Raw genomic sequence first — 23,668 nt, forward strand, 5'->3', positions numbered from 1 at the left:
CACCGATTGGGGAAGCATGACCGAGGTAGGCAGAGGCATGGCGAAAGGCGGGTTCTCCCGGCGCGCCTTCACCGCCTCCGCGGCGTTCGCCGCGGTCGCACCGTTTGTAGTATCCAGCCAGGCCGAGGCGGTAATCGACAAGCCCGCGGACAAACCCGGCAAGGGCAACGTCCGCCGCATGACCCTCTACGCCGAGCGGCTGCCGGACGGCCGGCTGGGCTACGGCCTGGAGCCCGGCAAGCCCACGATCCCCGGCCCTGCCATCGAAATGGTCGAGGGCGACACCCTTGAGATCGAGATGGTCAACAACCTGGACGTGCCGGCCAGCCTGCACGTCCACGGGGTCGACTACGACGCGGCCAGCGACGGCACCCGACTGAACAACAGCGTGGTGGAACCGGGCGGCCGGCGTACCTACACCTGGCGCACCCACGCCCCCGGCCGGCGCCCGGGCGGCAGCATCGAGCCGGGCAGCGCCGGCTACTGGCACTACCACGACCACGTCGTGGGAACCGATCACGGCACGGGGGGAATCCGGCAGGGGCTCTACGGGCCGCTGGTGGTCCGCCGGAAGGGCGACATCAAGCCGGACAAGCAGTTCACCGTCGTCTTCAACGACATGTCGATCAACAACCAGCCGGCCCATCAGGCGCCCGAGTTCGTCGCGAAGCTCGGCGAGCGGGTGGAGTGGATCGTGATCACGCACGGCGAGTTCTACCACACGTTCCACATCCACGGGCACCGCTGGGCCGACAACCGCACCGGCCTGCTGGAACATCCGCAGGACCAGAGCCGGATCATCGACACCAAGATCACCGGCCCGGCCGAGTCGTTCGGCTTCCAGGTGATCGCCGGGGAGCGCGTCGGCCCGGGGGCGTGGATGTACCACTGCCACGTCCAGAGCCACTCCGACATGGGGATGGCCGGGATCTTCACGGTGACCGACGCGGACGGGAACCCCCCCGATCACTCGGGTGACGGCCACTCGGCGAACGCGCATCACTGACGCGGCCCAGGACCCGGCCGCGGCACAACCCTCAGCTCTTCCCCAGCAGGTCCCGAATCACCCTCAATGCGAAGGAGCGAACGATGGGCCGAAAAGCCCTCTTACCGCCCCGACGACCCGTCTGGCACCGCTTACTGATCACGATGTCGAGCGCCGCCCTGATCCTCGGGCTGGCGACCCCCGTCGCCCTGCCCGCCCAAGCACAGGCCGCCGCCCCCAAGCCGCCCGAAAAGGGTTCTGTCAACGTGCTGGTCTTCCACGGTCCCGCCGACCAGCAGGATGACCCGGTCAAGCAGGCCGCGGCGGCGATCAAGGACCTGGGCGGGAAGAACGGCTTCTCCGTGGACGCATCGCAGGATCCGGCGGTCTTCACCACCGACAACCTGGCGCGCTACCGAGGCGTGGTGTTCCTGTCCGCCATGGGCGCGGTGCTGAACGACGGCCAGCTGGCCGCATTCCAGGCCTACGTCAGGAACGGCGGCGGGTTCGTCGGAGTCCACGACGCCGCGCGCGCCCAGACGGACTCGGCCTGGTTCACCGAGCTGATCGGCACCCGCCCCGCCGGCAGCCTCCCCCCGCCGGAGAAGGTGGTGGAGAGCGCCGCCAGCGCCGAGAACCCGCCGAACGAGACCAAGGACAAGCTGTTCGACGGGAGCAACGACACCAAGTGGCTGGCCAGGACACCGACCGGATGGGTCCAGGGGAAGCTCGAAAAGCCGGTCGCGATCGCGCACTACGCGTTGACGTCCGCCAACGACTTCCCCGGACGTGACCCGAAGGACTGGACCCTGCAAGGCTCCCAGAACGGAACGGACTGGACCGACCTCGACAAGCGGAGCGGGGAGAGCTTCCCCCAGCGGTTCCAGACCAAGGAATACACCTTCGACAACAGCACGGCCTACCAGTACTACCGGCTCACCATCACCGCGAACAGCGGCGAGCCCCTGACCCAGCTGGCCGAGCTGCGGCTGTTCGGCCCCACCGCCGGAGAGCCCCCGGAGAGCAAGCCGCAGGAGGCCGTCGTCGACCTCGTCGACCGCCAGCACCCGGCGAACAAGGGGCTGCCCTTCACCGTGAAGCGCACCGACACGTGGATGAACTGGAGCCCCAACCCGCTGGGCAAGGTCCACACGGTCGCGCAGGTCGGCGAGAACACCTACGACGAGGGCCTGAACGGCAACGGCGCGTTCCATCCCGTCTCGTGGTGCCGCGACTACGACGGCGGCCGGTCCTTCTACACCGGCATGGGCGGCACCAAGGCCAGCTACACCGGCGACACGCAGTTCCTGAGCCACCTCGGCGGCGCCATCCAGTGGGCGGCCGGCCTGGTGCGCGGTGACTGCCAGGCGACGATCGCCTCGAACTACACCGTCGAGCGGCTGACCGCGCAGAACAAGCAGGGCCAACTCGACCAGATCGGCGAGCCCCACGGTCTGACCATCGCCCCGGACGGCAAGGTCTTCTACATCGGCAAGGCCGCCTGCACGACCGGCCCGATCGTCGACTGGAACGACCCCAAGGTCGGCCTCGGCTGCGGCACCATCCACCAGTGGGACCCGAAGACCAAGCAGGTCAAGCTCCTGACCACGCTCGCCGTCATGGGCAACCGCGGCAGCGGCGACGAACTGGTCAAGAACGAGGAAGGCCTGATCGGCATCACGCTCGACCCCAAGTTCGAGCAGAACGGCTGGGTCTACGCCTACTGGATGCCGCACGAGTCGATCGACAGGGACAAGCGGATCGGCAAGCGGACGGTCTCCCGGTTCACCTACGACGCCGCCGACCAGAGCATCGACCAGGGCACCCGCAAGGACCTGCTGCAGTGGGACACCCAGATCCACAGCTGCTGCCACGCGGGTGGCGGCATGGCCTTCGACAAGGACGGCAACCTCTACATCGGCTCCGGTGACAGCAACTCCTCCGGCGGCTCGGGCGGCTACTCGGGCAACAACTGGACCGCGGACTACAAGGGCGTCTCGTTCCAGGACGCCCGCCGTACCTCGGGCAACACCAACGACCTCAACGGCAAGATCCTCCGTATCCACCCGGAGCCCGACGGCACCTACACCATCCCCAAGGGCAACCTGTTCACCGGCAAGGAGGAGGGCGGCGGCAAGACCCGCCCGGAGATCTGGGTGATGGGCGTCCGCAACATCGCGCGCATCGCCTGGGACAACGTGAACAACTGGCTGACCGCCGGATGGGTCGGTCCCGACGCCGGCGGCCCCAGCGAGACGTGGGGTCCCGCCAAGTACGAGACCGCCACGATCCTCACCTCCGCCGGCAACCAGGGCTGGCCGTACTGCATGGGCGACAAGCAGCCCTACCGCGACCGCAGCAACGTCGACGCCACCCAGCCCGCCGACTGGTACGACTGCGACAACCTGAAGAACACCTCTCCGCGCAACACCGGCCTCGTCGACATCCCACCGGCGCGCTCCAACATGATCTGGTACTCGCCGCAGGGCGGCGGCCCCGTCTACCCGAAGCGGGACGACGGCAGCGGCCTGCCCACGTACAAGCCGGGCGAGGAGACCTTCACCATTCCCTACCTCAAGGGCGGCGGTCAGGCGGTCATGTCGGGGCCGACCTACCATCGCTCCCAGGTCGACACCGACAGCGGTGTGGCGTGGCCGGCGTACTGGGAGAACAAGTGGTTCATCGGTGACGAGTCCAACGGCAACAACCGCGTCGCCGTGAGCGTCGACCCGAAGACCGTGCCCGAGGCAGGCCGGCCCGTGTTCGGCGAGGACCTGCGCCAGATCATCCCGGGCGGCGGCGGCAACACCCAGCTCCAGTCGTGGATGGACGCCAAGTTCGGGCCGGACGGCGCGCTCTACATGCTCGACTACGCCGGCGGATTCTTCAGCCTCCACTCCAACCAGAAGCTGATCCGCGTCGCCTACAAGGGTGGTCCGGCGACGCCGAACCCGAGCTTGGCCGTGGCGCGTCCCCTCCGGCAGAGCGACCCCAGGACGATGGCGTTCTCCAGCACGAAGGCCGGCGGCGTGTCATGGGAGTGGGACTTCGGCGACGGCAGCAGGCCGTCGAAGGAGGCGAACCCCACGCACGCCTACAAGGACTTCGGCACCTACAAGGCGACGCTGAAGGTCACCTACGCCGACGGCAAGGCGGCCACCGGCACGATCGACGTCAAGGTCGAATGCACCGCCCCCGACGCCCGGCCGACGGTCCGGCTGCTCGACACCGACACCGGCGTGGCCAACCGCGTGGCCGGCGGCGGCTGCACGCTCAACGACCTGATCGACGACGAGCGCGACTGGAAGAACCACGGCGAGTTCATGAGCCACCTCAACGACGTGGTGAACAAGGCCCATAAGGACGGCGTCATCGACAGCCGCGAGGCGTCCGCGCTCAAGAAGGCGGCCGCCCAGTCCGAGATCGGCAAGACGAACGGGTACGAGCCCCTCTTCGACGGGACGGCGCAGTCGCTCCAGGGGTGGACGCAGGCCCCGTCGGGACAGTTCAACCTGCAGCCGGACGGCACGATCCGCGCCACCGGCGGTCTCGGAATGTTGTGGTACTCCAAGAAGGCGTACGCCGACTTCTCGCTGAGGCTGCAGTTCCGTGACGTCGCGCCCGACGCGCTCCGCGCCAACAGCGGAGTCTTCGTCCGCTTCCCCGATCCGAGAACGCCGCTGGAGCAGCGTCCGGCGGGAAGCTGCGGAACGACAGGCTCGGCCCGTACGTCGCCCGCCTGGGTCGCGATCTTCTGCGGTCACGAGATCCAGATCTACGACGGCGACACGGGCGAGCCGCAGAAGACCGGCTCCGTCTACAACTTCGCCGCCACGGGCCTGGACAAGGCCGGGGTCACCCCGAAGGGCACGTGGAACGACTACGAGGTCCGGGTGGTCGGGCAGCACTACACGATCATCCGCAACGGCAAGGTGATCAACGAGTTCGACAACACGCCGGGCAAGACGTCGTCCCGCGCCGGCGACCCGCCCACGGACCTGCGCCAGTTCATCAGCGGGTTCGTCGGGCTGCAGAACCACGGCAACAACGACGCGATCGAATTCCGCAACATCCGGGTGCGCGAACTCTAGGCCGCTCCATCGGCCGGGTGCCGGGCCGGGTGCGTACCCCGCCCGGCACCCCACCCCAGCCGGAGCGTGCCGCCCGCCGGCACGCGCGCAGACTTTGAGAGGTGCATCGATCCCATGCATGTCCGCTTGATCCATGCCTTACGCAGGACGTTCAAAGCCGCCGCCACGGCGCCGGGCCTGGCCGTGGTGCTGCTGACCGTGGCGCTTCCCGCGCTCTTCCTGGCGTCGGTCCAGGCCGACGCGCAGCCCCGCATGCGGCTGACGGCCCAGGCCGACCAGGTGCTCACCTGGACGGCCGACAACAGCATGACCGCCTACAAGTCGACGCCGGACACCGCCACCGCGGGGCCCACCACCATCGTCTTCGAGAACAGTGCGGCGACCGGCAACACCACCGGCATGACGCACACCCTGACCTTCGACGTCTCCACCCCCGGCTACAACCACGACGTCAGCCTCAACATCATCGCCAGCCCCTTCGACGCGAACGGCGGCCGGCACCAGGCGCAGGTGAACCTCACTCCGGGCAAGTACCGCTTCTTCTGCGCGATTCCCGGTCATGGCCAGATGGTCGGCGAGCTGGTGGTCACCGACGGCGGCGGCACGGACACCACTCCCCCGCAGGTGTCGGCGCAGGTGTCGGGTGACCGGGACGACGACGGCAACTACGTCGGCTCCGCGACCGTGACCCTCACGGCGAGCGACACCGAGTCCGGAGTGGAAACGGTGGAGTACGCGCTCGACGGCGGAGCGTTCACGGCGTACTCGGCTCCGGTGTCGGTCAACGAGGCAGGCGCGCACACGGTGCGCTACCGGGCCACCGACAAGGCCAGCAACACCTCCGACCCGGGCACGACGACCTTCACGGTGGTGGCTCCTCCGGGAGAGGACACCACTCCGCCGCAGGTGACCGCCCAGGTCACAGGTGACCGGGACGACGACGGCAACTACGTCGGCTCCGCGACCGTGACCCTCACCGCGACCGACGCCGAGTCCGGGGTCGACACGGTGGAGTACTCCCTCGACGGCCAGCCGTACGCGGCGTACGCGCAACCCCTCGCCGTCAGCCAGCCGGGCGCCCACACCGTGGCCTACCGGGCCACCGACAAAGCCGGCAACACCTCCGACCCGGGCACGACGACCTTCACGGTGGTGACGGAGCAGGAGAAGGACACCACTCCCCCGCAGGTGACCGCCCAGGTCACAGGCGACCGGGACGACGACGGCAACTACATCGGCTCCGCGACCGTGACCCTCACCGCGACCGACACCCAGTCCGGGGTCGACACGGTGGAGTACTCCCTGGACGACGGCGCCTTCACGGCATACTCGGCTCCGGTGTCGGTCAACAAGGCAGGCGCGCACACGGTGCGCTACCGGGCCACGGACAAGGCCGGCAACACCTCGCCGGTGGGCTCGGTGACGTTCACCGTGGCGGCTCCTCCGGGACAGGACACCACCCCGCCGCAGGTGACGGCGCAGATCACCGGCAACATGGACTGGGCCTGGAACTACGTGGGCTCCGCCACGGTGACGCTCACCGCGACCGACACCGAGTCCGGGGTCGCCAAGGTGGAGTACTCCCTCGACGGCCAGCCGTACGCGGCGTACGCGCAACCCCTCGCCGTCAGCCAGCCGGGCGCCCACACCGTGACCTACCGAGCCACTGACAAAGCCGGCAACACCTCGGCTGTCGGCACGGCCAAGTTCATGCTGGTCAAGGCCGCGACGCCCGGCCCGGAATGCCCGAAGCCGGGCAAGGGCAAGGGCTGCAAGGACACGTGAACCCAGCCGGCGGGCGGCCTCCCTCTCGAAAGCCGCCCGCCGGTCTCGGTGCGTTTCCCTGGAATGTCCGCCATATGTCCGGCTGCTGTCCTGGCCTCGCGATCTTCGGTGATGGAGGGTGAAGTGCGGTGTCACACCGCTGACCTCAAGCACACGAACGAGAGAGGTACTGAGCCATGCCACGGATACTTAGAAAGATCACATTCGCCACCGTCGGCGTAGCGGCATGCATCTTTTCCGGTTCAGTCATGTCAGCACCCGCGCAAGCAACTGCGGCGCAGTGCCTCGCCTACATCGGCGGCCCCAGCGCCACAGATCAGGGCGTCATCGACACATGCAAGTGGGGCCAGGCGAACGCGGGAAGAGCTGGGTGGCTCATCACCTGCGCCCTCCGCATCCAAGACGAGATTCCGTTCTACCCCTGGGCGAATGCCCAGGAGGCCTGCAGGCGCGCGGGCTTGTAACTTCGCTTCAGCCCTCCACAGGTGATCTGGGTCGATGAAGAGCGGGGAGAGGCCGTAGCGGTTTCTCCCCGCGCGGCTCGGTGCACCCCCACTGCACCCGCCCCGGTCACGACCGCAACCCTCCCAGCCAGCGAACCCCTTCCCTACTCCGTTTTGGTCATCAGTTGCTCCCTTTCCTGATCCGAGATCGAGCCCTCTGGTCGAACATGAGACGCCCGGCGTAAGGGCGCCCGCGGCGGCCTGGCCCGCGGGTCAGCCCGTCGTCCAAGGCCGGAGCTTCTCGGGATTCAGTACCGACCAGATGCGCCTGATCCGTTCGCCTGCGACGTCGAAGGCCAGCACCACCACGGTGACGCCGTCTTGCTGGGCCACCAGACCCGGCCGGCCGTTGACTGTACGCTCCAGGATCGCCAGGTCGGGTGTCAGGCCGGCGATGGCGACGAAGGCGCGCGCGATCCGCTCGCCGCCTTCCATCGGGCGGAGCATGGCGCTGACCAGGCCACCGCCGTCGGCTGTCCCCGTGGCGTCGGGGTCGAGGAGGCCGACGAGAGCGTCGATGTCCTTGGCTTCCCATGCCTTTTTGAAGTCCCTGACGATTCCGGCCTGCTGAGCCGTCGGTGCCGCGGGCACCTGAGACGCGTGAATACGGCGGCGGGCCAACCAGGCCAGCTGGCGGCATGCCGCCGGCGTACGACCGACGATCTCGGCCACTTCGGCGAAGGAGTAGCGGAAGACATCGTGCAGGATGAACGCGACGCGCTCGGCCGGGGCCATCGCTTCGAGCACGACGAGGAAGGCCATATTGACCGACTCGTCAAGGGCGACCCGGTCGGCCGGGTCGACCGTGCTGCCGCCCGGCCGCCCGTCGCTCCACTCCGTAGGATCGGGCAGCGGCTCCGGGATCCATTCGCCCACATATCTCTCGCGCCGGGCCCGTGCCGAGCCGAGCAGATCGAGGCAGATGCGGCTGGCGACCGTGGTGAGCCAGGCGCCGGGCGATTCGATGGCCTTTTGCTGCTGCCGGGTCATGGCGTACCAGCGGGCGTAGGTCTCCTGGACGACATCCTCAGTATCGGCCAGAGAGCCCAGGAGCCGGTAGGCGAGATTGATCAGCTGGCGCCGTTCGCTCATGATCGCGCTCAGGCCCGGATCGAACCGGCCGTCTCCTGGCTCGGATGGGGTGGTCATGATGTTGCTGACTCCCTTGGTCGCAAATGCCCTCACCAGTCCGACGAGACAACGCACCGAACTGTGACATTTGACGCGTTGCCCTCCGAACAGCCTGATGCGGCCCGGTGCCGCTATCCGTGCCGGCCGGGCCGGTATGCGCCCGCGGGCTGCTGGGTGATGACGTTCAGCCGGTTGACGGTGTTCATGATGGCGATGAGTCCCACCATGATCGCGAGCTGGTCCTCGTCGTAGTGCTTGGCGGCGTTCGCCCAGACCTCGTCGGTGACGCCACCGGCCGTGTCGGCGATGCGCGTGCCCTGCTCGGCCAGCTCCAGGGCGGCCCGCTCGGCCTCGGTGAAGACCGTCGCCTCCCGCCACGCCGCGACCAGATTCAGGCGCACCGAGGATTCCCCCGCGTGCGCGGCCTCCTTGGTGTGCATGTCGACGCAGACGCTGCAGCCGTTGATCTGGCTGATGCGGAGCGCCACCAGCTCCTGCGTCGTGGCTGACAGGGTCGAATCATGCACGACCTTGCCCGCGGACAGGACATGCTTCAGGAGCTTCGCCGCGATCGGGCTGCCGAGGAAGTTGAGACGGGCGTCCACACTGTTCTCCCTTGCCGTGTTGGCTGTTACACCCCCACCGACGAAACAGCCCGGCGAGATGTCACAGCCAGCCGAATGTGACCTACGTCTCCCACTCGCGAATCCCGGCGCGCTACGACGGTTGCGGGCCTGAGCCTTGCCCGTGTCAGGGGGTCGAGGGCCTCTCGGTGGTGCCGTCCTCATCGCCGTCGTGGTGCTCACCGCTCGGCCCGTGCCCGTGGTGGGTCGGGTCGGGAGTGTCCTGGTCAGTGGACCGGGCCGGGGTGAAGGCGTCGAACGGGGTCGTCGCTTCGGGAATGACGATGCGTTCTGACGTGCCGGTGTCGATGACGGCCTCCAGCGGCTCGGTCAAGACGTCCTGCTCCCTCGGTTCGGGGTCAGGTCGCCGGTTCTCCTGCCGGTCGGGTGAGTCGCCGTCCTGTTCGCCAGATGGCGGAAGGGCGATGGCGGCCTCGATGACTTCCAGAAGCTCTCGCCTCCACAGGGAGCTCTCGTCGGGCTCGGCGACGTCGTGACGGGCGACCGGCATGGACAGGCTCGGGGCGGCGTACGCGGAGGCGGCCGCGCGGGCACGGGCGCGGGTCTTGAGTACGGCGAACACCGCGAACAGCGCCAGTACGGCCACCACAGCCGAGGTGATCAACGCCGGAGTGGACAAGCTCGCCGGCGGGCCGGACACCGACGCCTGGAGATGCGTGGGGAAGGCGGTCGTGACCGAGGGGCCGGGCGCCTGCGACGCGGCATCGGTGGCCTGGTCGGGGACCGGCTCGGCTGCGGTGGACGCGACCGGCTCGGCCGGGGATGGGGTGGTGGTCGGCGAGGAGGTGGAGGCGGGGGTCGCCTCGGCTTGGGACGTGGTCGCCGCCTCGCTCGGAGAGGGGGTCGGCTCGGGCTCGGGTGAGGCGGAGGCATCGGCCGACGGCGAAGGAGCGGTGGTTTCCGCAGCCGTCTGCGACACCGACGCGGCCGGCGTGTCGGAGGTTGTTGGGGTCGCGGTGGCTGTGGGAGGCGTCTCGGAGGGGCTTGGCGTTGGGGTGACTGTGGCCGACGGCGTTTCTGAGGTCGGGGTGGCCGTGGGGGTGGAGGTCGGTGTTTCTGAGGTCGGGGTGGCCGTGGGGGTGGAGGTCGGTGTTTCGGAAGTCGGACTGGCCGTTGGCGTCGGGGTGGAGGTCGGTGTTTCGGAAGTCGGACTGGCCGTTGGCGTCGGGGTGGAGGTCGATGTGTCGGAAGTCGGGGTGGCTGTCGGGTTGTCGGGAGAGTTCGGGGACGGGGCGCTCGCGTCGGGCGGTGAGTCCGAAGCCTGGGGCGGTGCGTGTGTGGGGGGTGCGGCAGAGTGGGAGTCGTCCTGGTTGGTGTCCGGGCTCAGGGGGCCCGTCGACTTTCCGTGAGATGGCGGGACGTCTGCGGTGTCCTTACCTGGACGGTCAGCGGTGGACGGGTCGCCCTCCTGGGGCCCTCGGTCGTCGGTGGACTGAGGGGTCTGGAGTCCCTGGGCGGGATTGTCGCCGGGAGAGCCACCGAAAGACTCGCCAGGCGGCCCACCGAGTGGCCGGTCTTTGCCCGTGTGGCCGCCGGGTGGCTGGTGGGGTGGGCGATCGGCTAGTTGTTCGCGGGTCGTGTTCGCGTCTGGCCGCGTGTCGGAGCGACCTTGGCCGGGTTGTTCCTGGGTCATGTGGGTGTCGCGCGATGCCTCGGGGTTCTGGTCGGCGGATTGGTCTCGGGGCGGGTGCGGGCCGGTCCGGGCTTCGCTGGTCCGGTCGTCGGTCTGCGCCGGGGCGCCTGGGGGCCGGGCCGCGCCTTGACTGACCTGCTGGGTGCCGGATGCGGTTTCGTCCAGGCGGGACTTGACGCGCTCCGGGTAGCCGTACCCGACGACGCTGTTCGTGTCGCGTTCCTTGCGCTCCACGACGCCGCCACCTGTGTTGCCCTCGATGGTGAAGATCTTGTCGCCCTTCACTTTCGTCACGACGCCGACGTGGTCGATGTTGTCGATCTGGCCGGTGCCGCTCCAGTCGAAGAAGACGAGTGCGCCGGGCTTCGGGGCCTTCCCCCACGCATGGTGTTCCTTGAACCACCGCGCGTGTGCCACCGTCCACGCGAACTGCCCGATCCACTCCTGGTAGCCGAGCTTGTGGGCCGCCCACGACAGGTACATGTCGCACCACGGGGCCGAGCTGTAGTCGGCGTCGAACTCGACGTTGTTGCCGTACCATTCGCCGAACTTGGTGGCCGCGCCCTTGCCGGCATAGCCGAGCTGGCTCTGGAGCAGTTCGATGAACCTCTGAATCTCTGGCGTCATGGAAGTGAGGGGACCTCCCGAACAAGACCGGATTTATGCACACAGATCCTGACAAAATTGGTAATCACTGGATCAATGTGAACAAACCGGAAACCTGTGATAGGGCGAGGGTAGCTTGCCGTTTCCGCAGGTCAAGTGCACCCCAAGAGAGGCCAAGATCCCCCTTGGACGGTAAAGTGCCAGGTCAGAGGCGATGTCCAATGTGTCGCCTAGTGGGCGATTCGAGGAAAAGATCTACCAAAATCCCGGCGCCCGTACCAGTCGGCAGGGCGCCTCCGCCGACTACTCGTCAGTCCCGGTCCGCAAGGCGCAGATGGCGCACGATGCCGATTTCCGCGGCGTTCTTCATGAGTTCGATGTTCGCCCACGCGAGCACATGGCCCAGAGAGAGTGATCCATCGGCGAACCAGCGGCTGCGGTCGGTGGAGTTCAACTCCTCCTGGCTCAGTGACTCCAGCGCGCCGCTCCACCGATCGCGGCACTCGTTCAGCCATGTGATCGCCGACGCGACATCCCCGGGCCACGGCGTCAGCGACGCGGCCTCCGACCAGTCGAGGGCCACGGTCACCGCATCGGGTTCCCCGAAGCACCGGGTGTGAGCGTGGCCCCACCAGAATCCGATGTGCCACATCACCCAGCCGACGGTCAGCACCGGGATCGGCTCGGGCTCCGGCACGGCCCAGTCCGCCGCCCACGTCCCGTCGGCCTTCCGGCGAACGTTCCAGCAGTTCGAGGCAGGCTCCCACAGGGCCTCTTCGTCGGTCACCTGGTCCAGGTGCAAGGACAACAGCGACCACGACACGTCAAGCTGCCAGCGCAGCCGTTCCAACTCGGACATGCGGGAACCCTAGCTTTCGGCGGGGCGCCCCGCACCGGGATAAGCCTCCGAAGCCGCGGCGCATCACCTTAGGTCGGCGCCCGTCTTTACAGACGTCATCTCTATAAAGGGCCTGCCGTGGACGAATCGGCAAGAGTCAAACACTTAAAGAATTGACGAAACGAAAACCATTCTGTCAGCTTGTAGAGTCTCTCGTGCGGTGTTCATGTGGACGCGAGTTCCGAGCCATTTGCCGCATCGCACGGAGCACATTATGAATGCAAAGAAGAGGAACATGAAAGCTCGCACCATAGCGAAGGTTGCAACGTTGACGGCCTCCATCGGGGCCGCGAGCATAATAGCCGTCCCATCGGCGCACGCGCAGAACCAGCAGCAGGTCGGCGCGCAGGAAAACTGCGCCATCATGGTCAACAGGGACGGAAACGTCAATTCCCAGAAGTGCTCGCGAACGCCACGGTGATCATCCGACTCTTCGACCTTCTCTGCGACTTCGCTGGATATCGCATCAAAGATCTAGGCCACTGGAACAATCGCGCCTCCTCGTTCCTGACCGGCAACGGGTGCAACGCGGTGAATATCCACAACGACTCGAACTTCCTGGACTATGGGACCGGCTTCCGCAACCCGAGGCGCGCACAGCATCGTCCAGCCGTTCATGCCCCGGGCTTTGACAACAACGTCCAGTCCATCGCGCTCTGGCGAATGTGAGCTCAGCGTGAGCGCCGACCGCCGCACAGGAGAGCCGTTCGGCCTCACAGAAGCCACCTTCACCCCGGCTGCCATCGTCGCCCGGTGGGACCTGCTGCCCACCCGGCGCGAACCGCCCCGGGCCGTGCCGCGCGTGCTGCTCGTTCCAGAACCCCAGCCATTGGTGATACGCGAACACCGTCGGCATTCCCCAACACGCCCATACACTGAGTAGTTATACGAATACAGAGAGTGCATGATGGGTTATCGCAACGGCGGGAACACCGCCTCGTCTCGAACAGGGAGCCCATCATGCGACGCAGTGTCCACGCACTCGCCACTCTCACCACGGCAGCGCTGATCCTTGCGCCCGCCACCGCCGAGGCCGCCCACGGGGAGTTCATATTCGCCGGGGGTCAGGTCGTCGAGAATCCCTCCGGCTGCATTGAGCCACGCATACGACCGTTGATCCTGCACAACAACACCAACGAGTACGCACTCGTCTACAACGGGCACAACTGCACGGGCCAGGTGATCGCTGTCGTCCCGCCCGGCGGGCGCACCACTCAGGTGCTCGGCAGCAGCGTCTTCGTCGCCTGACGAACGCCCAGACGGGGTGCGGCCGAGCGGGCCGCACCCCGCCACGTTGACGCTCGGCATCCACACCGTGCCCCACAGCAATCACCATGCGGAACCTACGGGTTAAATCAATGCCGTCCGCTACCGAATAGTGGCGCGGCGTCATGCGTTGTCCGCACTGGAAATGCCCAAGAATGCCGCCCGGTGTTATGCCGCATCCCGCCTGGCCTCGCGCCGATACCGGTTCTGGTTGAGTGAGGACCGTGGGTGCTGTTACCTTCGCACGGTGGACGACAGGCGTGCACGGGCGGAGGCGATCGAGGATTTTGCGGCGACCTTGCGGGAGTTACGCAACTCTGTTGGTAACCCCCCTTTCCGGGAGATGTCCGGCCGGTCAGGGGCAATTTCCCACACAACGGTGCACGAAGCCACGAAGGGTAACCGGCTCCCGAGTTGGGAGACCACCGTCGAGTTCGTCAAGGCGTGCGGCGCGGACCCGGCCGCGTATCGCGAACGCTGGGAGAGAGCGAACCTGGCGGTCAGATCGACGAGCGCCGGGGATCCTTCGATCCGCGCGGACACCTCGGTAGACCGTCCCTCTGGTGGACTCGCAGGCTCCGCCACCGGTGCCGCGGAACCTCCTCCCGCGCACCCCGCCATCGGGTCGCAAGCGTCCTGGCCGTCCGAGGAGCTTTCGAGCGACGCCCAGCCTCTGCTTCCCGCACCGGGGAAGAGAGGGCGATTACGGCTGACCCGCCCGGCCGCGTTCGCGACAGCGGCTGTCGTCATGGGGGCGGTGGTCCTCGTCGTGGTCGCCGTCAATCGCAACGGCTCCACGCCGAGCGGACCCGGCTTGAACTCGTCCGGCAGCGGATCGATCGCGCTGTCCCCAGACGCTTGCCCGGTGCGTTCGACCAACCCGCCTTGGGCCCCGCCGCTGTACAAGGGCGATGCGGCCGTGTTCATCGCGGACGTCACGCTCCCCGACTGCACGCGCGTCGGCGCCGAAGCGACCATGACCAAGGTATGGCGGCTCAAGAACGCCGGGACCGTGCCATGGGAGGGATATTCGCTGCGGCGCCTCGGCCTCAAGCAGCAAGCTGATCATTGCCAGACCATTCCCGACGTGCCGATCAAGGACACGCAACCTGGCGAGACAGTCGACATCCGGACTGACATCACCACGCCCAAGAAGCCGGGCTTGTGCTACGTGCGATTCAAGATGGTGGACGCTTCGGGAGCGGTCGTGTTCCCCGGAAGCCGGCCGATCAACTTCCAGATCATCGTCGACGAACCCTAGTTCCCCGCCGTGCATGCCACGGCGGGGAACCTGGAGTCGGTCAGGAGCCGAGAACGATCCCCGTGTAGTAGTTCTGGAGGATCCTGGAGTAACTCCAGCCCGCTCTGGCCTTATCGCGAGAGCCGTACTGCGACATCCAGTCGCCGTCGACCCAGTTGCCGCACGCCGTCGTCGTGGAGCAGTACTGAGCGCGGAAGATCTTCCCGTTGCGAGTCAGCCGGGCGCCCCACGTCGCGTCCACCGCGGCGCTCGTCACCGCCTTCGCGGAGCCGGGCTTGTACACCTGGCTCGAGGTGTGGTCGTAGACGTCGAAGCACTGGCCGCTCGGCGTTTTGCGGTTGGAGTGCAGCGCCCAGTACCAGCCGAAGTTCTTCACGGCCATCGCCCCGGCCTTGAGGGACTCGCTCGGCCAGCTCGACACCCACTCGTTGGGCAGGACGTTCTTGACGTAGGTCTTGAACTCCACCCGCTCCACGCGATCGAGGGACTTCCGGTACACGAGGATCGTCGTGGGCAACTTGGTGTCCGTGCCGTCGGTCTTGCACCCGATCGGTGATGTGGAACTCACGAACTGGTGCGAGGCGTTCTGGTTCTTGAGGGTGGCGTTCAGATTGCCCTTGGCGCCTGCGGCGAAGTCCTGGTAAGTGCCGCTGTAGCCGCTGTTGAAGTAGACCCGGACGGTCTTGCTGCTGCGATTCCAGACCGAGGCGGCGGAGTTCTTGATGCACTTGCCCTTGCCCGCGCCGGCTCCCTTGAAGTCGTAGCAGGAAGGCTGCGCGGTGGAGTAGTCGGAAACCGACCCGGTGAAGTCCGAGACCGATCCCTGGTTGTTGCTGTTGAAGTAGTAGCAGAACTCGCCGGTCTGGCAGACACCGTCGCGGTCCGCGGCCAAGGCGGGCGAAGCGGTGGCAAGGACCGTCCCGCCGAGCGCCATCGCGGCGGTCGCCGCGGCGAGCCGCGAGATCATCCTGACAGTTCGTAAAGGCACTTGTCTTCCTCTTCTTGTCAGATGCCGCGAAGCGTTATCGGATGCTGTAGCCCTGGGAGTTCCAGAACGAGGTCGGGTTCGGGTTCTCCAGGCGGGAGTCGCCGACGCTCTTGGCCGCACGCGTTTGCCGTCCGGGACGCATCTCGACGTGGGTGTGTGCGGACGAACGGCTCGACACTCCATGCCACGACTCGGTGGCGATGACCTGGCCGCGGCTGATCTGCTGGCCCACGCGCAAGGACGACAGCGGAGCGGAGTGCAGGTAGATCACCGTCTTGTTTGACGCGGCGTTGTAGATGGCGATCGTGGAAAGTCCCGCCCTGCCGGTGGATCCGCGTGCGACGTTGATGAGCTGGCCCGCCACCAGGGCGTGAACATTCGAGCCGATGCCGCGGGCGATGTCGATGCCTTCGTGCCGGCCGGAGGTGGTGGTGTAACCGTCGAAGCCGCAGGTGATCGTGCCGGCGGCCTTGTACAGCGAGGACGACATGTTGCTGCGCGTCGATGACGACGGGCCGATCTGGTGCGAGGCGTTCTGGTTCTTGAGGGTGGCGTTCAGATTGCCCTTGGCGCCTGCGGCGAAGTCCTGGTAGGTGCCGCTGTAGCCGCTGTTGAAGTAGACCCGGACGGTCTTGCTGCTGCGATTCCAGACCGAGGCGGCGGAGTTCTTGATGCACTTGCCCTTGCCCGCGCCGGCTCCCTTGAAGTCGTAACAGGAAGGCTGCGCGGTGGAGTAGTCGGAAACCGACCCGGTGAAGTCCGAGACCGATCCCTGGTTGTTGCTGTTGAAGTAGTAGCAGAACTCGCCGGTCTGGCAGATGCCGTCGCGGTCCGCGGCCGAGGCGGGTGCTGCGGTGCCGAGGACGGTTCCGCCGAGCGCCATCGCGGCGGTCGCCGCGCTGAGGATCCTGGTGAGCGTGGTCATTCTGTTCTCCTTCTGTCTGCGGAACCTGCGTTTCGGATGATCAGCGGGAGGGTGGAGTCAGCGGCGCTGGTACTCCTCCCAGGAGCGGATGGTCACCTTCGGGCCGTCGTCCGGGCCACGGCCGGCGAGCCCGTTCAGGCCGAGGTAGTAGTCACCGATCTGGTGCTGGGCCTGACTGGAGAGGTCGGTGTCGTTGATGGCGGTGGCGTGGATGTGCCACGGCCAGTCGTCCTGCTGGGGGTTACGCACCCATGCCGCGAAGCCGACAAGGCGCAGCGCGCGGACGGCCGCGGTGCGGGTGGCGGAACTCATCCCCTTGACCGAGATGTCGACGACGCCGCCGCCGTCGTGGGTGCCCACGGACGTGGGGTCGCCGCCGGGGTTGTACGAACCCTGATCCAGCTTGAGGTCGCGGCCGAGCAGTCGCTTCGCCTCGGCCAGCATGCTTCGCGTGCGGGTGTTGATGACGAAAGCCCCGGTGGACACCCGGGTGCCCGGGTCGATGACGTCGGTGACCTTGAAGCGGCCGGCACCGAGCTTGGTGAGCGACGTCTTGCCCGGCAGGCCGTTGGCCGCGAGCCCAGTGAGACCGAGCGACTTCTGGTACTTGGCGTAGGCGGCGACCGTCGTGGTGCCGAAGTAGCCGTCCACCCACTTCGCGTCGAGGAAGTGTCGGTCGCGCAGCGCCCGCTCAACGAGGAGCACGCTGGCCTTGGCGCCCGGGGTCATCGTGCTGTCAGGCCGCCGCGGGTCGATCTGGGCCGCCTTGACGGTGGCTTCCATGTTCACGCTCGGAAGGGCCCTGACGTCGGCCGCCTGTGCCGCCGACGCCCCGAACGTTCCGATCAGCGGAGCGAACAGGACGGCCGGCATGAGGACAGCGGCATACGAGGGCAGCTTCATCGTTACTCCTGGTTCAGGGGCTGGGGCGATTCCGGTGCGGCGGAATCCAAAGTTTCCGATTGCCCACCGTGTCCGCTAGAAGATCGGTGTTGTCAGCCTGTTCGACAGGCTCTTCCGTACAGGCGTACGCGCCGTCTGACAGGTGATCCGATGGCGAGCGAGACGCCTACCGGCCAGGTCTGCGGCCTCTTCCACGTCGACACGAACTGCTCGAAACGCCTTGGAAGCGGCGACGCGGCGCGTTCATCCAGGCATGGCGCCGGACGCCGGCACATGCTTTCCTGCGGCCAGTGGACGCCGTTTCACCTTCGGCCCGCCCGCCTGCAAAGGTGGGAAGTGGACGCTGCCCGCCCGCTGATCCCCGCTACCGCCGGCCGGAGGGGCAGCGCCTCACCCCGTCAGGTTCTTGACCGCCTCTCCAGCGATCTCCTCCACGCCCTTGAGAAGCTCCGCCTCGGGAACCGACCGGCTGTTCTCCATCGGGAAAACACTGCGTCCCTTGATGACAGAGCCGCGGAACCGGATTTCGATCGTGGCGTTGCCCCGGACGACATAGATCCAGGCCATCCCCTCACGCCTGCGGGTGCCTTCCGAGTAGATCGCGCAGGCCCCGTCTCCCAGGCCGGAGATCTGCTTGATCTCCCCGTATTTCGTGATGGGCGGGTCACCCTCGCTCCTCCCGGACAAGTAACGCATCAAACGCCAGTCGGAGTCGGCGTTGCGCATGGCTTTCTCGTGGTCGGGGAAGACGTTGACCTTGACGCTGATCGACCGCGTGTGGGTGTAGCCGCCCTTCATGTTGTAGCCCTTCTGCTGCCACTCGCAGTCCTTCCGCTTGGCGCCATAACCGTCCTTGGCGACGCCCGGCCCCGACGCGGCCTTGGGGGCGAGCCGCGCGATCAGGCTCTCGGTCAGCAGGTCGCACACCTCGGGCACATCCTGCAACGGCGGGAAGGTGGAGGTGATGGTCGGGGAGGCCGACGGTTCGGCCGGGTCATCCGTGGGTCCGGTGGAACGATCGAGGGTGGGGCCCGGGGACGACGGCTGCCCCGAGGGCGGGGAGGCGGGCGACTCCACCTGGCTGCCCGTGTCGAGGGGTGACGCCGCAGGAGGCGGCGAGCCGACGTTCCGTACGGCGATGAGCCCGCCGCCGATCACCGCCACCACCGCGGCCGCCGCCGTGATCCATATCGCCCAGCCCGGGGGCGTCGAGCTCGACGGCTGCTCGCCGCCGTGGTCCGGCCAGTGCGAGGCGGGAGGCACAGGAGGTGCGGTGGTCATCTTCGCTCCGAAGCTCGGACAGCTGGACCGGTCAAAGCGTGAAATATAGCGAACTGAAACCGGCGCTCAATAGTGTTACCCGTGTGGCTGATGTTCGGGGAGAAAGGGTTGCGGGCCGCTATCGCGTGCTGACGGCACTCGGCCAGGGGGGCATGGGGACGATATGGCTGGCCCACGACGAACTCCTCGACCGCCACGTCGCGATCAAGGAATTACGCATGCCGGACTCGCTCCCCGCTGCCGAGCGCGAGGAGGCGCTGCAGCGGTCGATGCGTGAGGCGATGGCCGCCGCGCAGTTACGGCACCCGAACATCATCACGATCCACGACGTGCTCGTCCACAACGCCATGCCCTGGATCGTCATGGAACTGCTGAAGGGCCGCGACCTCAAGGACGCGGTGGCCGCCGAGGGGCCGTGGACCCCGCAACGTGTGGCGGCGCTGGGGCTCCGGGTGCTGGACGCGCTGTCGACCGCGCACGCCCACGGCATCCAGCACCGTGACGTGAAACCGGCCAACGTGTTCCTGACCGGCGACGGGCGGGTGGTGCTCACCGACTTCGGCATCGCCCGGCTGGAGGACCAGGCCACGATCACCGAGTCGGGCCTGCTCCTCGGTTCCCCCGGGTACATCGCACCGGAACGGCTCCGCGGCGAACGCGGCGGCCCGGCCTCCGACCTGTGGTCGCTGGCCGCCACGCTGTACTCCGCGGTGGAGGGTGTGGCCCCCTACGCCGGCACCTCCCCCATGGCGGTCCTGCGTGACGCGCTGACCCTGCCGCCCCGGACTCCCACGCGTGCCGGGAGCCTCGGCCCCGTGCTCATCCAGATGATGGCGCGCGAACCGCATCAGCGTCCCGATGCCCGGACCGCGGCGTTCCTGCTGCAGCGGGTGGCGGGGAACCAGGACGCCACGGCGCCTCTGCCCGCGCCGAACAGGCGGGGCAGGCGCGGGGCGATCCTCGCCGGGGCCGGCCTGACGGCGGCCGTGGCCGCCGTGGCCATCACCGTCGCGCTCCTGCCCACGTCCGCGCCGCCCCCCACGCCGAACACGGACGCGCAAGCCGCCACCTCCACCCCCGTCCGGACGCCGACGGCACCGACCCCCGAACCCGTCGCGCGGTTCACCGTCCCCGTGAATCCATGCGCGCTCGTGACGCCGACGCAGGTGCGCCTTCTGGTCCCGAAGGCCGCCACCAAGGGCCGGCGCGAGGGGGAAGGCTGCGACTGGACAGCGCGCGGCAACGGCCTCGCAGTGACCCCGCTGAAGCCGGTGCAGGTGGACAGCGCCTGGGGGATCAGCCTGGACGAAGCCTCGGAGACGTTCGTCAACAGACTGAACGGTGCGGCGGCCGAGTCGAGGATCACCTGGAAGTGGCCGGACATCGGCGTCGAGAAGATGATCACGCAGAACCGCAGCCCCTCCCAGGAGATCGACGGCATCGGGGACGAGGCGTTCAGCTACGAGTACGTCAACCCCAAGGGCCAGGTGGAACGGCACGACGTCATCTTCCGCCTGAGCAATGTCGTGATCGAGATCAAGTACGTCGACCTCAGCAAGATCGGGGATGACGAGGCCCTGCGCAAGGGCGCGCGTGACGCCGCCCGATGGGTCGCGGCGGTGCTAGAGAGCCAGGAGTGATGTGATGAACCAGCCACGCCTCGTGGGCGGGCGCTACCGGTTGCTCGCACCCATCGGCCAGGGCGGCATGGGGGTGGTGTGGCAGGCCCACGACACCGCGATCGGCCGCGAGGTGGCGATCAAGCAGGTGCACATACCGCCGAACCTGTCCCCGGACGACCATGCGCGGCTGCGCGCGCGTACCCTGCACGAGGCTCGGGCGGCGGCGCACGTCAGGCACCCCTCCGTGGTCGCCATCCACGACGTGGTCGAGGACGGCGCCGAACCGTGGATCGTCATGGAGCTCGTCAAGGGCCGCTCGCTCGACCAGATCGTGACGTCGGGCGGGCCGATGTCGCCGGAGTGGGCGGCCTCGATCGGGCTGTTCGTGCTGTCCGCGCTGGCCTCCGCGCACGGTCGCGGTCTGCTGCACCGCGACGTCAAACCGGCCAACGTGCTGCTGGCCGACGACGGCCGCATCATGCTGTCCGACTTCGGCATCGCCACGCGGGCCGGCGGGCAACCGGGCGGCGTGCCGATGGGCACGCCTGGGTTCACCGCTCCCGAGGCGCTCACCGAAGAGCCCGGCCAGGCCGCCGGTCCCGCGTCCGACCTCTGGTCGCTCGGTGCGACGATCTACACGGCCGTCGAGGGCGTGCCGCCTTTCTCCCGTCCGACCGCGTTGGCCACGCACGGCGCGGTGATGACCGAGCCGCCCAGGCCGCCGCAGCGGTCGGGCGCTCTCACGCCTGTGCTCATGCGACTGCTGGACAAGGATCCGGCACGGCGTCCGGACACGGTGACGCTCAGGGCGGTCCTGCACTCCATCACGCAACGCACCGCCGCCACGGTCCCCGCCTCGCGCACGACGTCGTGGGTGCTGCCCCGGCTGCCGGTGTACGGGTCCGCTGCGGCCGTCATCGTCGCCTTCGTCATGTCGGTGACGCTCATCCTGGCCACCTCGTCATCGTCCGCCCCCTTAGCCGCCTCCCCGCCCGCCGCCACGCCTGCGGCCGCGGCGAGCGCCGAGTCCCCGCCGGCCACGGCGACGCCCACCGGGGCCGCCTCCCCCTCAAGTACGCCGGTCGTCCGCACGCCCGGCAAGTTCACCGCGATCCCCAGGCCGTGCCAGTTGCTCACCCGGGAGCAGGCCACGGAGGTGGTGGGCAGGTACTGGACCACCGCCCTGGAGCCCACGGTCAAATGCTCGTGGAGCCGGGTCGGCGACGACAAGAATCTCTCGATGGTTCTCACGCTCTTCCTGTATGAGCAGCAGGGCGACGGGTACGAGACCAAGCTCGCCGAGGACCACGTGCAGGGCGCCAAGGCCACGGCCGAGTCGGAGGCGGGCCGGGGAGGCACCGGCACCAAGTTCGGCGAGGTCTTCGACATCCCCGGTGCGGGTGACGGGGCAGTCGCCTGGGAGGTGCAGGACGGCTCCCTCAGCACCAAGAGGTACATTGTCAACTCGGTCTTCAGGACCAGCAACATCGTGGGCCAGATCCGTTTCATCCGCAATGTCACGCTGGAGCCGGGACTGCGGGAAAAGGCCGCGAAAGCGGTCAAGTACCTCGCCGAGAACCTCGACGCCAAGGCCTGAGGCATGCACGTCGTAGCTGCTCGTTACCACCTGCTCGCACCGTTGGGCGCCGGCGGCGCCGGCACGGTCTGGCGGGCGCACGACGCGGTGCTGCACCGCGAGGTCGCCGTCAAGCAGGTACGCCTGCCGTCCGACCCCTCCCTCAGGGAGGAGGCGCTCGCGGCCACGCTGCGCGAGGCCCGCGCGGCGGCGTCGCTGAACCACCCCGCGATCATCACCGTGCACGACGTCATCGCCGAGTCGGGCCAGCCGTGGATCGTCATGGACCTGCTCGCCGGCCGGTCACTGGCCGACCTGATCAAGGAACACGGCAGGCTCCCCGCCGGTCAGGTCGCCACGATCGGGCTGCGCGTGCTCGACGCGCTGGAGGCGGCGCACCGGCACGGCATCCTGCACCGCGATGTGAAGCCGGGCAACGTGCTCGTCACCGATTCCGGCGAGGCGATCCTCACCGACTTCGGCATCGCCACGCACATCACCGACGCCACGGACGCGTCCCCGGCGAGCACGGCCGGCACGCCGGGGTACATCGCCCCCGAGCGGCTGCGCGGCGAGCCCGCCGGACCGGCCTCCGACCTGTGGTCGCTGGCCGCCACTCTGTTCGCGGCGGTGGAGGGGCGCGGCCCGTACCAGCGCGACTCCCCCATGGCGAGCATCGCGGCAGTGCTCACCCAGCCGCCACCGCCCGCCGTCAACGCGGGACCGTTCGGCGAGCTGCTGCTGAGGCTGCTGAACGCGAACCCGGCCACGCGACCGCATCCCCAAGTGATCAGGGAGATCCTCCAGCCGGTGGCGGTTCCGCTGCCCACGCGCCGGCCGACAATCACCACGCCAACCGTTGTGCCGGCCCCGCGGCGGAAGAGCAGGCTTCCCCTCGCACTGGGCGGGCTGGCGGTCGCCACCTCCCTCACCGTCACAGCGGTGCTGCTGGTCAACACCTCCGCCCAGACGACCAAGCCACCGTCGAACCAGTCCGCCGCCCCACAGCCGACGGCCACCACGACGACGGCTCCGTCCCAGACCCCGCGGGGAGACGGCGCCTTCGCGACAGCGCCGCACGCCTGCCGGCTGGTGAGCGACGAGCGGGCGTCGAAGATCATGCCTGGACTGTCCAGGCGGCAGGTCGGGCTCGACCCCACCAAGTGCGACTGGACCGCCGGAACCTTCAAGGACGTCGTCAGCATCAAGATCTCGCACTCGGCACAGGTGGCGGTGGCGCAAAAGATCTTCACCGGTAGGAAACAGACGCAGGCCTCCATGAAGGGCAGTAAGTCCTCGACCACCCATCAGGCGGTGCGTGATCTGCCCGGCATCGGGGACGAGGCCTTCGGCCAGAACTGGTGGGCCACGACGTTCCCGCAGGCCCACAGCGTCGTGTGGGTACGCGTCAGCAACCTGGTCGTCGAGATCGACTCTGCCGACCACGACCGCTCCGAGGTGCGAGCCGGGCAGCAGGAGCGGGCGGTCGAGACGGCCCGCGCGCTGGCGGACGCGCTGACGGAGGTCGCATCGACGGACACCGGCTGATGCGCCAGACCCGCCGACGCGA

17 protein-coding genes are annotated in these 23,668 nt (G+C 68.1%); 9 read left to right on the plus strand and 8 right to left on the minus strand.

What is annotated here, in order from left to right:
• Positions 1 to 16: 16 nt before the first annotated feature.
• From ACFOY2_RS22410 to ACFOY2_RS22420, 3 genes are all read left to right on the plus strand, one after another.
• Positions 17 to 1,006 carry a multicopper oxidase domain-containing protein gene (locus tag ACFOY2_RS22410; RefSeq protein ID WP_379530024.1) on the plus strand — a complete coding sequence of 330 codons (990 nt, stop codon included), beginning with the start codon at positions 17 to 19 and terminating at the stop codon, positions 1,004 to 1,006.
• A 143-nt stretch (positions 1,007 to 1,149) separates the two neighbouring features.
• Complete coding sequence (locus ACFOY2_RS22415) at positions 1,150 to 5,076, plus strand: ThuA domain-containing protein (RefSeq protein WP_379530025.1); 3,927 nt, start codon at positions 1,150 to 1,152, stop codon at positions 5,074 to 5,076.
• A 114-nt stretch (positions 5,077 to 5,190) separates the two neighbouring features.
• Positions 5,191 to 6,861, plus strand: a complete 1,671-nt coding sequence (locus tag ACFOY2_RS22420) for an OmpL47-type beta-barrel domain-containing protein (protein WP_379530026.1) — start codon at positions 5,191 to 5,193, stop codon at positions 6,859 to 6,861.
• Positions 6,862 to 7,577: 716 nt separating this feature from the next.
• On the opposite strand, the gene sigJ is transcribed toward ACFOY2_RS22420, so the two are convergent.
• The 4 genes from sigJ to ACFOY2_RS22440 form a co-directional block, all read right to left on the minus strand.
• Positions 7,578 to 8,570 (minus strand): RNA polymerase sigma factor SigJ, encoded by a 993-nt coding sequence (sigJ, locus tag ACFOY2_RS22425; protein ID WP_379530027.1) that lies wholly within the window; start codon positions 8,568 to 8,570, stop codon positions 7,578 to 7,580.
• A gap of 56 nt (positions 8,571 to 8,626) precedes the next feature.
• On the minus strand, positions 8,627 to 9,100 hold the full coding sequence (locus tag ACFOY2_RS22430) for a carboxymuconolactone decarboxylase family protein (protein ID WP_379530028.1): 474 nt from the start codon (positions 9,098 to 9,100) through the stop codon (positions 8,627 to 8,629).
• A gap of 145 nt (positions 9,101 to 9,245) precedes the next feature.
• A complete protein-coding gene (locus tag ACFOY2_RS22435; protein WP_379530029.1) occupies positions 9,246 to 11,399 on the minus strand; it encodes a CHAP domain-containing protein in 2,154 nt (717 codons plus the stop codon).
• A gap of 289 nt (positions 11,400 to 11,688) precedes the next feature.
• Positions 11,689 to 12,237, minus strand: a complete 549-nt coding sequence (locus ACFOY2_RS22440) for a DinB family protein (protein WP_379530030.1) — start codon at positions 12,235 to 12,237, stop codon at positions 11,689 to 11,691.
• Between the two features lie 207 nt (positions 12,238 to 12,444).
• On the opposite strand from ACFOY2_RS22440, the gene ACFOY2_RS22445 reads away from it, so the two are divergent.
• The 3 genes from ACFOY2_RS22445 (at position 12,445) to ACFOY2_RS22455 (ending at position 14,803) form a co-directional block, all read left to right on the plus strand.
• Complete coding sequence (locus ACFOY2_RS22445) at positions 12,445 to 12,945, plus strand: hypothetical protein (protein ID WP_379530031.1); 501 nt, start codon at positions 12,445 to 12,447, stop codon at positions 12,943 to 12,945.
• Between the two features lie 291 nt (positions 12,946 to 13,236).
• On the plus strand, positions 13,237 to 13,524 hold the full coding sequence (locus ACFOY2_RS22450) for a hypothetical protein (RefSeq protein ID WP_379530032.1): 288 nt from the start codon (positions 13,237 to 13,239) through the stop codon (positions 13,522 to 13,524).
• Between the two features lie 775 nt (positions 13,525 to 14,299).
• Positions 14,300 to 14,803 (plus strand): NBR1-Ig-like domain-containing protein, encoded by a 504-nt coding sequence (locus ACFOY2_RS22455; protein WP_379530033.1) that lies wholly within the window; start codon positions 14,300 to 14,302, stop codon positions 14,801 to 14,803.
• A gap of 40 nt (positions 14,804 to 14,843) precedes the next feature.
• Here ACFOY2_RS22455 and ACFOY2_RS22460 read toward each other — a convergent pair whose 3' ends face one another.
• From ACFOY2_RS22460 to ACFOY2_RS22475, 4 genes are all read right to left on the minus strand, one after another.
• Positions 14,844 to 15,791, minus strand: coding sequence for a SpoIID/LytB domain-containing protein (locus ACFOY2_RS22460; RefSeq protein WP_379530034.1), 948 nt, complete (start codon positions 15,789 to 15,791; stop codon positions 14,844 to 14,846).
• A 34-nt stretch (positions 15,792 to 15,825) separates the two neighbouring features.
• Positions 15,826 to 16,716, minus strand: a complete 891-nt coding sequence (locus ACFOY2_RS22465) for a peptidase inhibitor family I36 protein (protein WP_379530035.1) — start codon at positions 16,714 to 16,716, stop codon at positions 15,826 to 15,828.
• Positions 16,717 to 16,773: 57 nt separating this feature from the next.
• Complete coding sequence (locus tag ACFOY2_RS22470; protein WP_379530036.1) at positions 16,774 to 17,619, minus strand: peptidoglycan-binding domain-containing protein; 846 nt, start codon at positions 17,617 to 17,619, stop codon at positions 16,774 to 16,776.
• Positions 17,620 to 18,009: 390 nt separating this feature from the next.
• Positions 18,010 to 18,900, minus strand: coding sequence for a hypothetical protein (locus ACFOY2_RS22475; protein ID WP_379530037.1), 891 nt, complete (start codon positions 18,898 to 18,900; stop codon positions 18,010 to 18,012).
• An 83-nt stretch (positions 18,901 to 18,983) separates the two neighbouring features.
• Here ACFOY2_RS22475 and ACFOY2_RS22480 point away from each other — a divergent pair, with 83 nt between their 5' ends.
• The 3 genes from ACFOY2_RS22480 to ACFOY2_RS22490 are packed head-to-tail and all read left to right on the plus strand — an operon-like array spanning position 18,984 to position 23,646.
• Entirely contained in the window at positions 18,984 to 20,540 is a 1,557-nt protein-coding gene (locus ACFOY2_RS22480) for a serine/threonine-protein kinase (protein ID WP_379530038.1), read from the plus strand.
• Positions 20,541 to 20,544: 4 nt separating this feature from the next.
• The gene (locus ACFOY2_RS22485) at positions 20,545 to 22,119 is read left to right on the plus strand and encodes a serine/threonine-protein kinase (RefSeq protein ID WP_379530039.1); all 1,575 of its coding nucleotides are present in this window, start codon (positions 20,545 to 20,547) and stop codon (positions 22,117 to 22,119) included.
• A 3-nt stretch (positions 22,120 to 22,122) separates the two neighbouring features.
• Positions 22,123 to 23,646 carry a serine/threonine-protein kinase gene (locus ACFOY2_RS22490; protein ID WP_379530040.1) on the plus strand — a complete coding sequence of 508 codons (1,524 nt, stop codon included), beginning with the start codon at positions 22,123 to 22,125 and terminating at the stop codon, positions 23,644 to 23,646.
• Positions 23,647 to 23,668 lie beyond the last annotated feature (22 nt).

The sequence above is a fragment of the Nonomuraea purpurea genome, from assembly GCF_042650645.1.
GTDB classification, from domain to species: domain Bacteria; phylum Actinomycetota; class Actinomycetes; order Streptosporangiales; family Streptosporangiaceae; genus Nonomuraea; species Nonomuraea purpurea.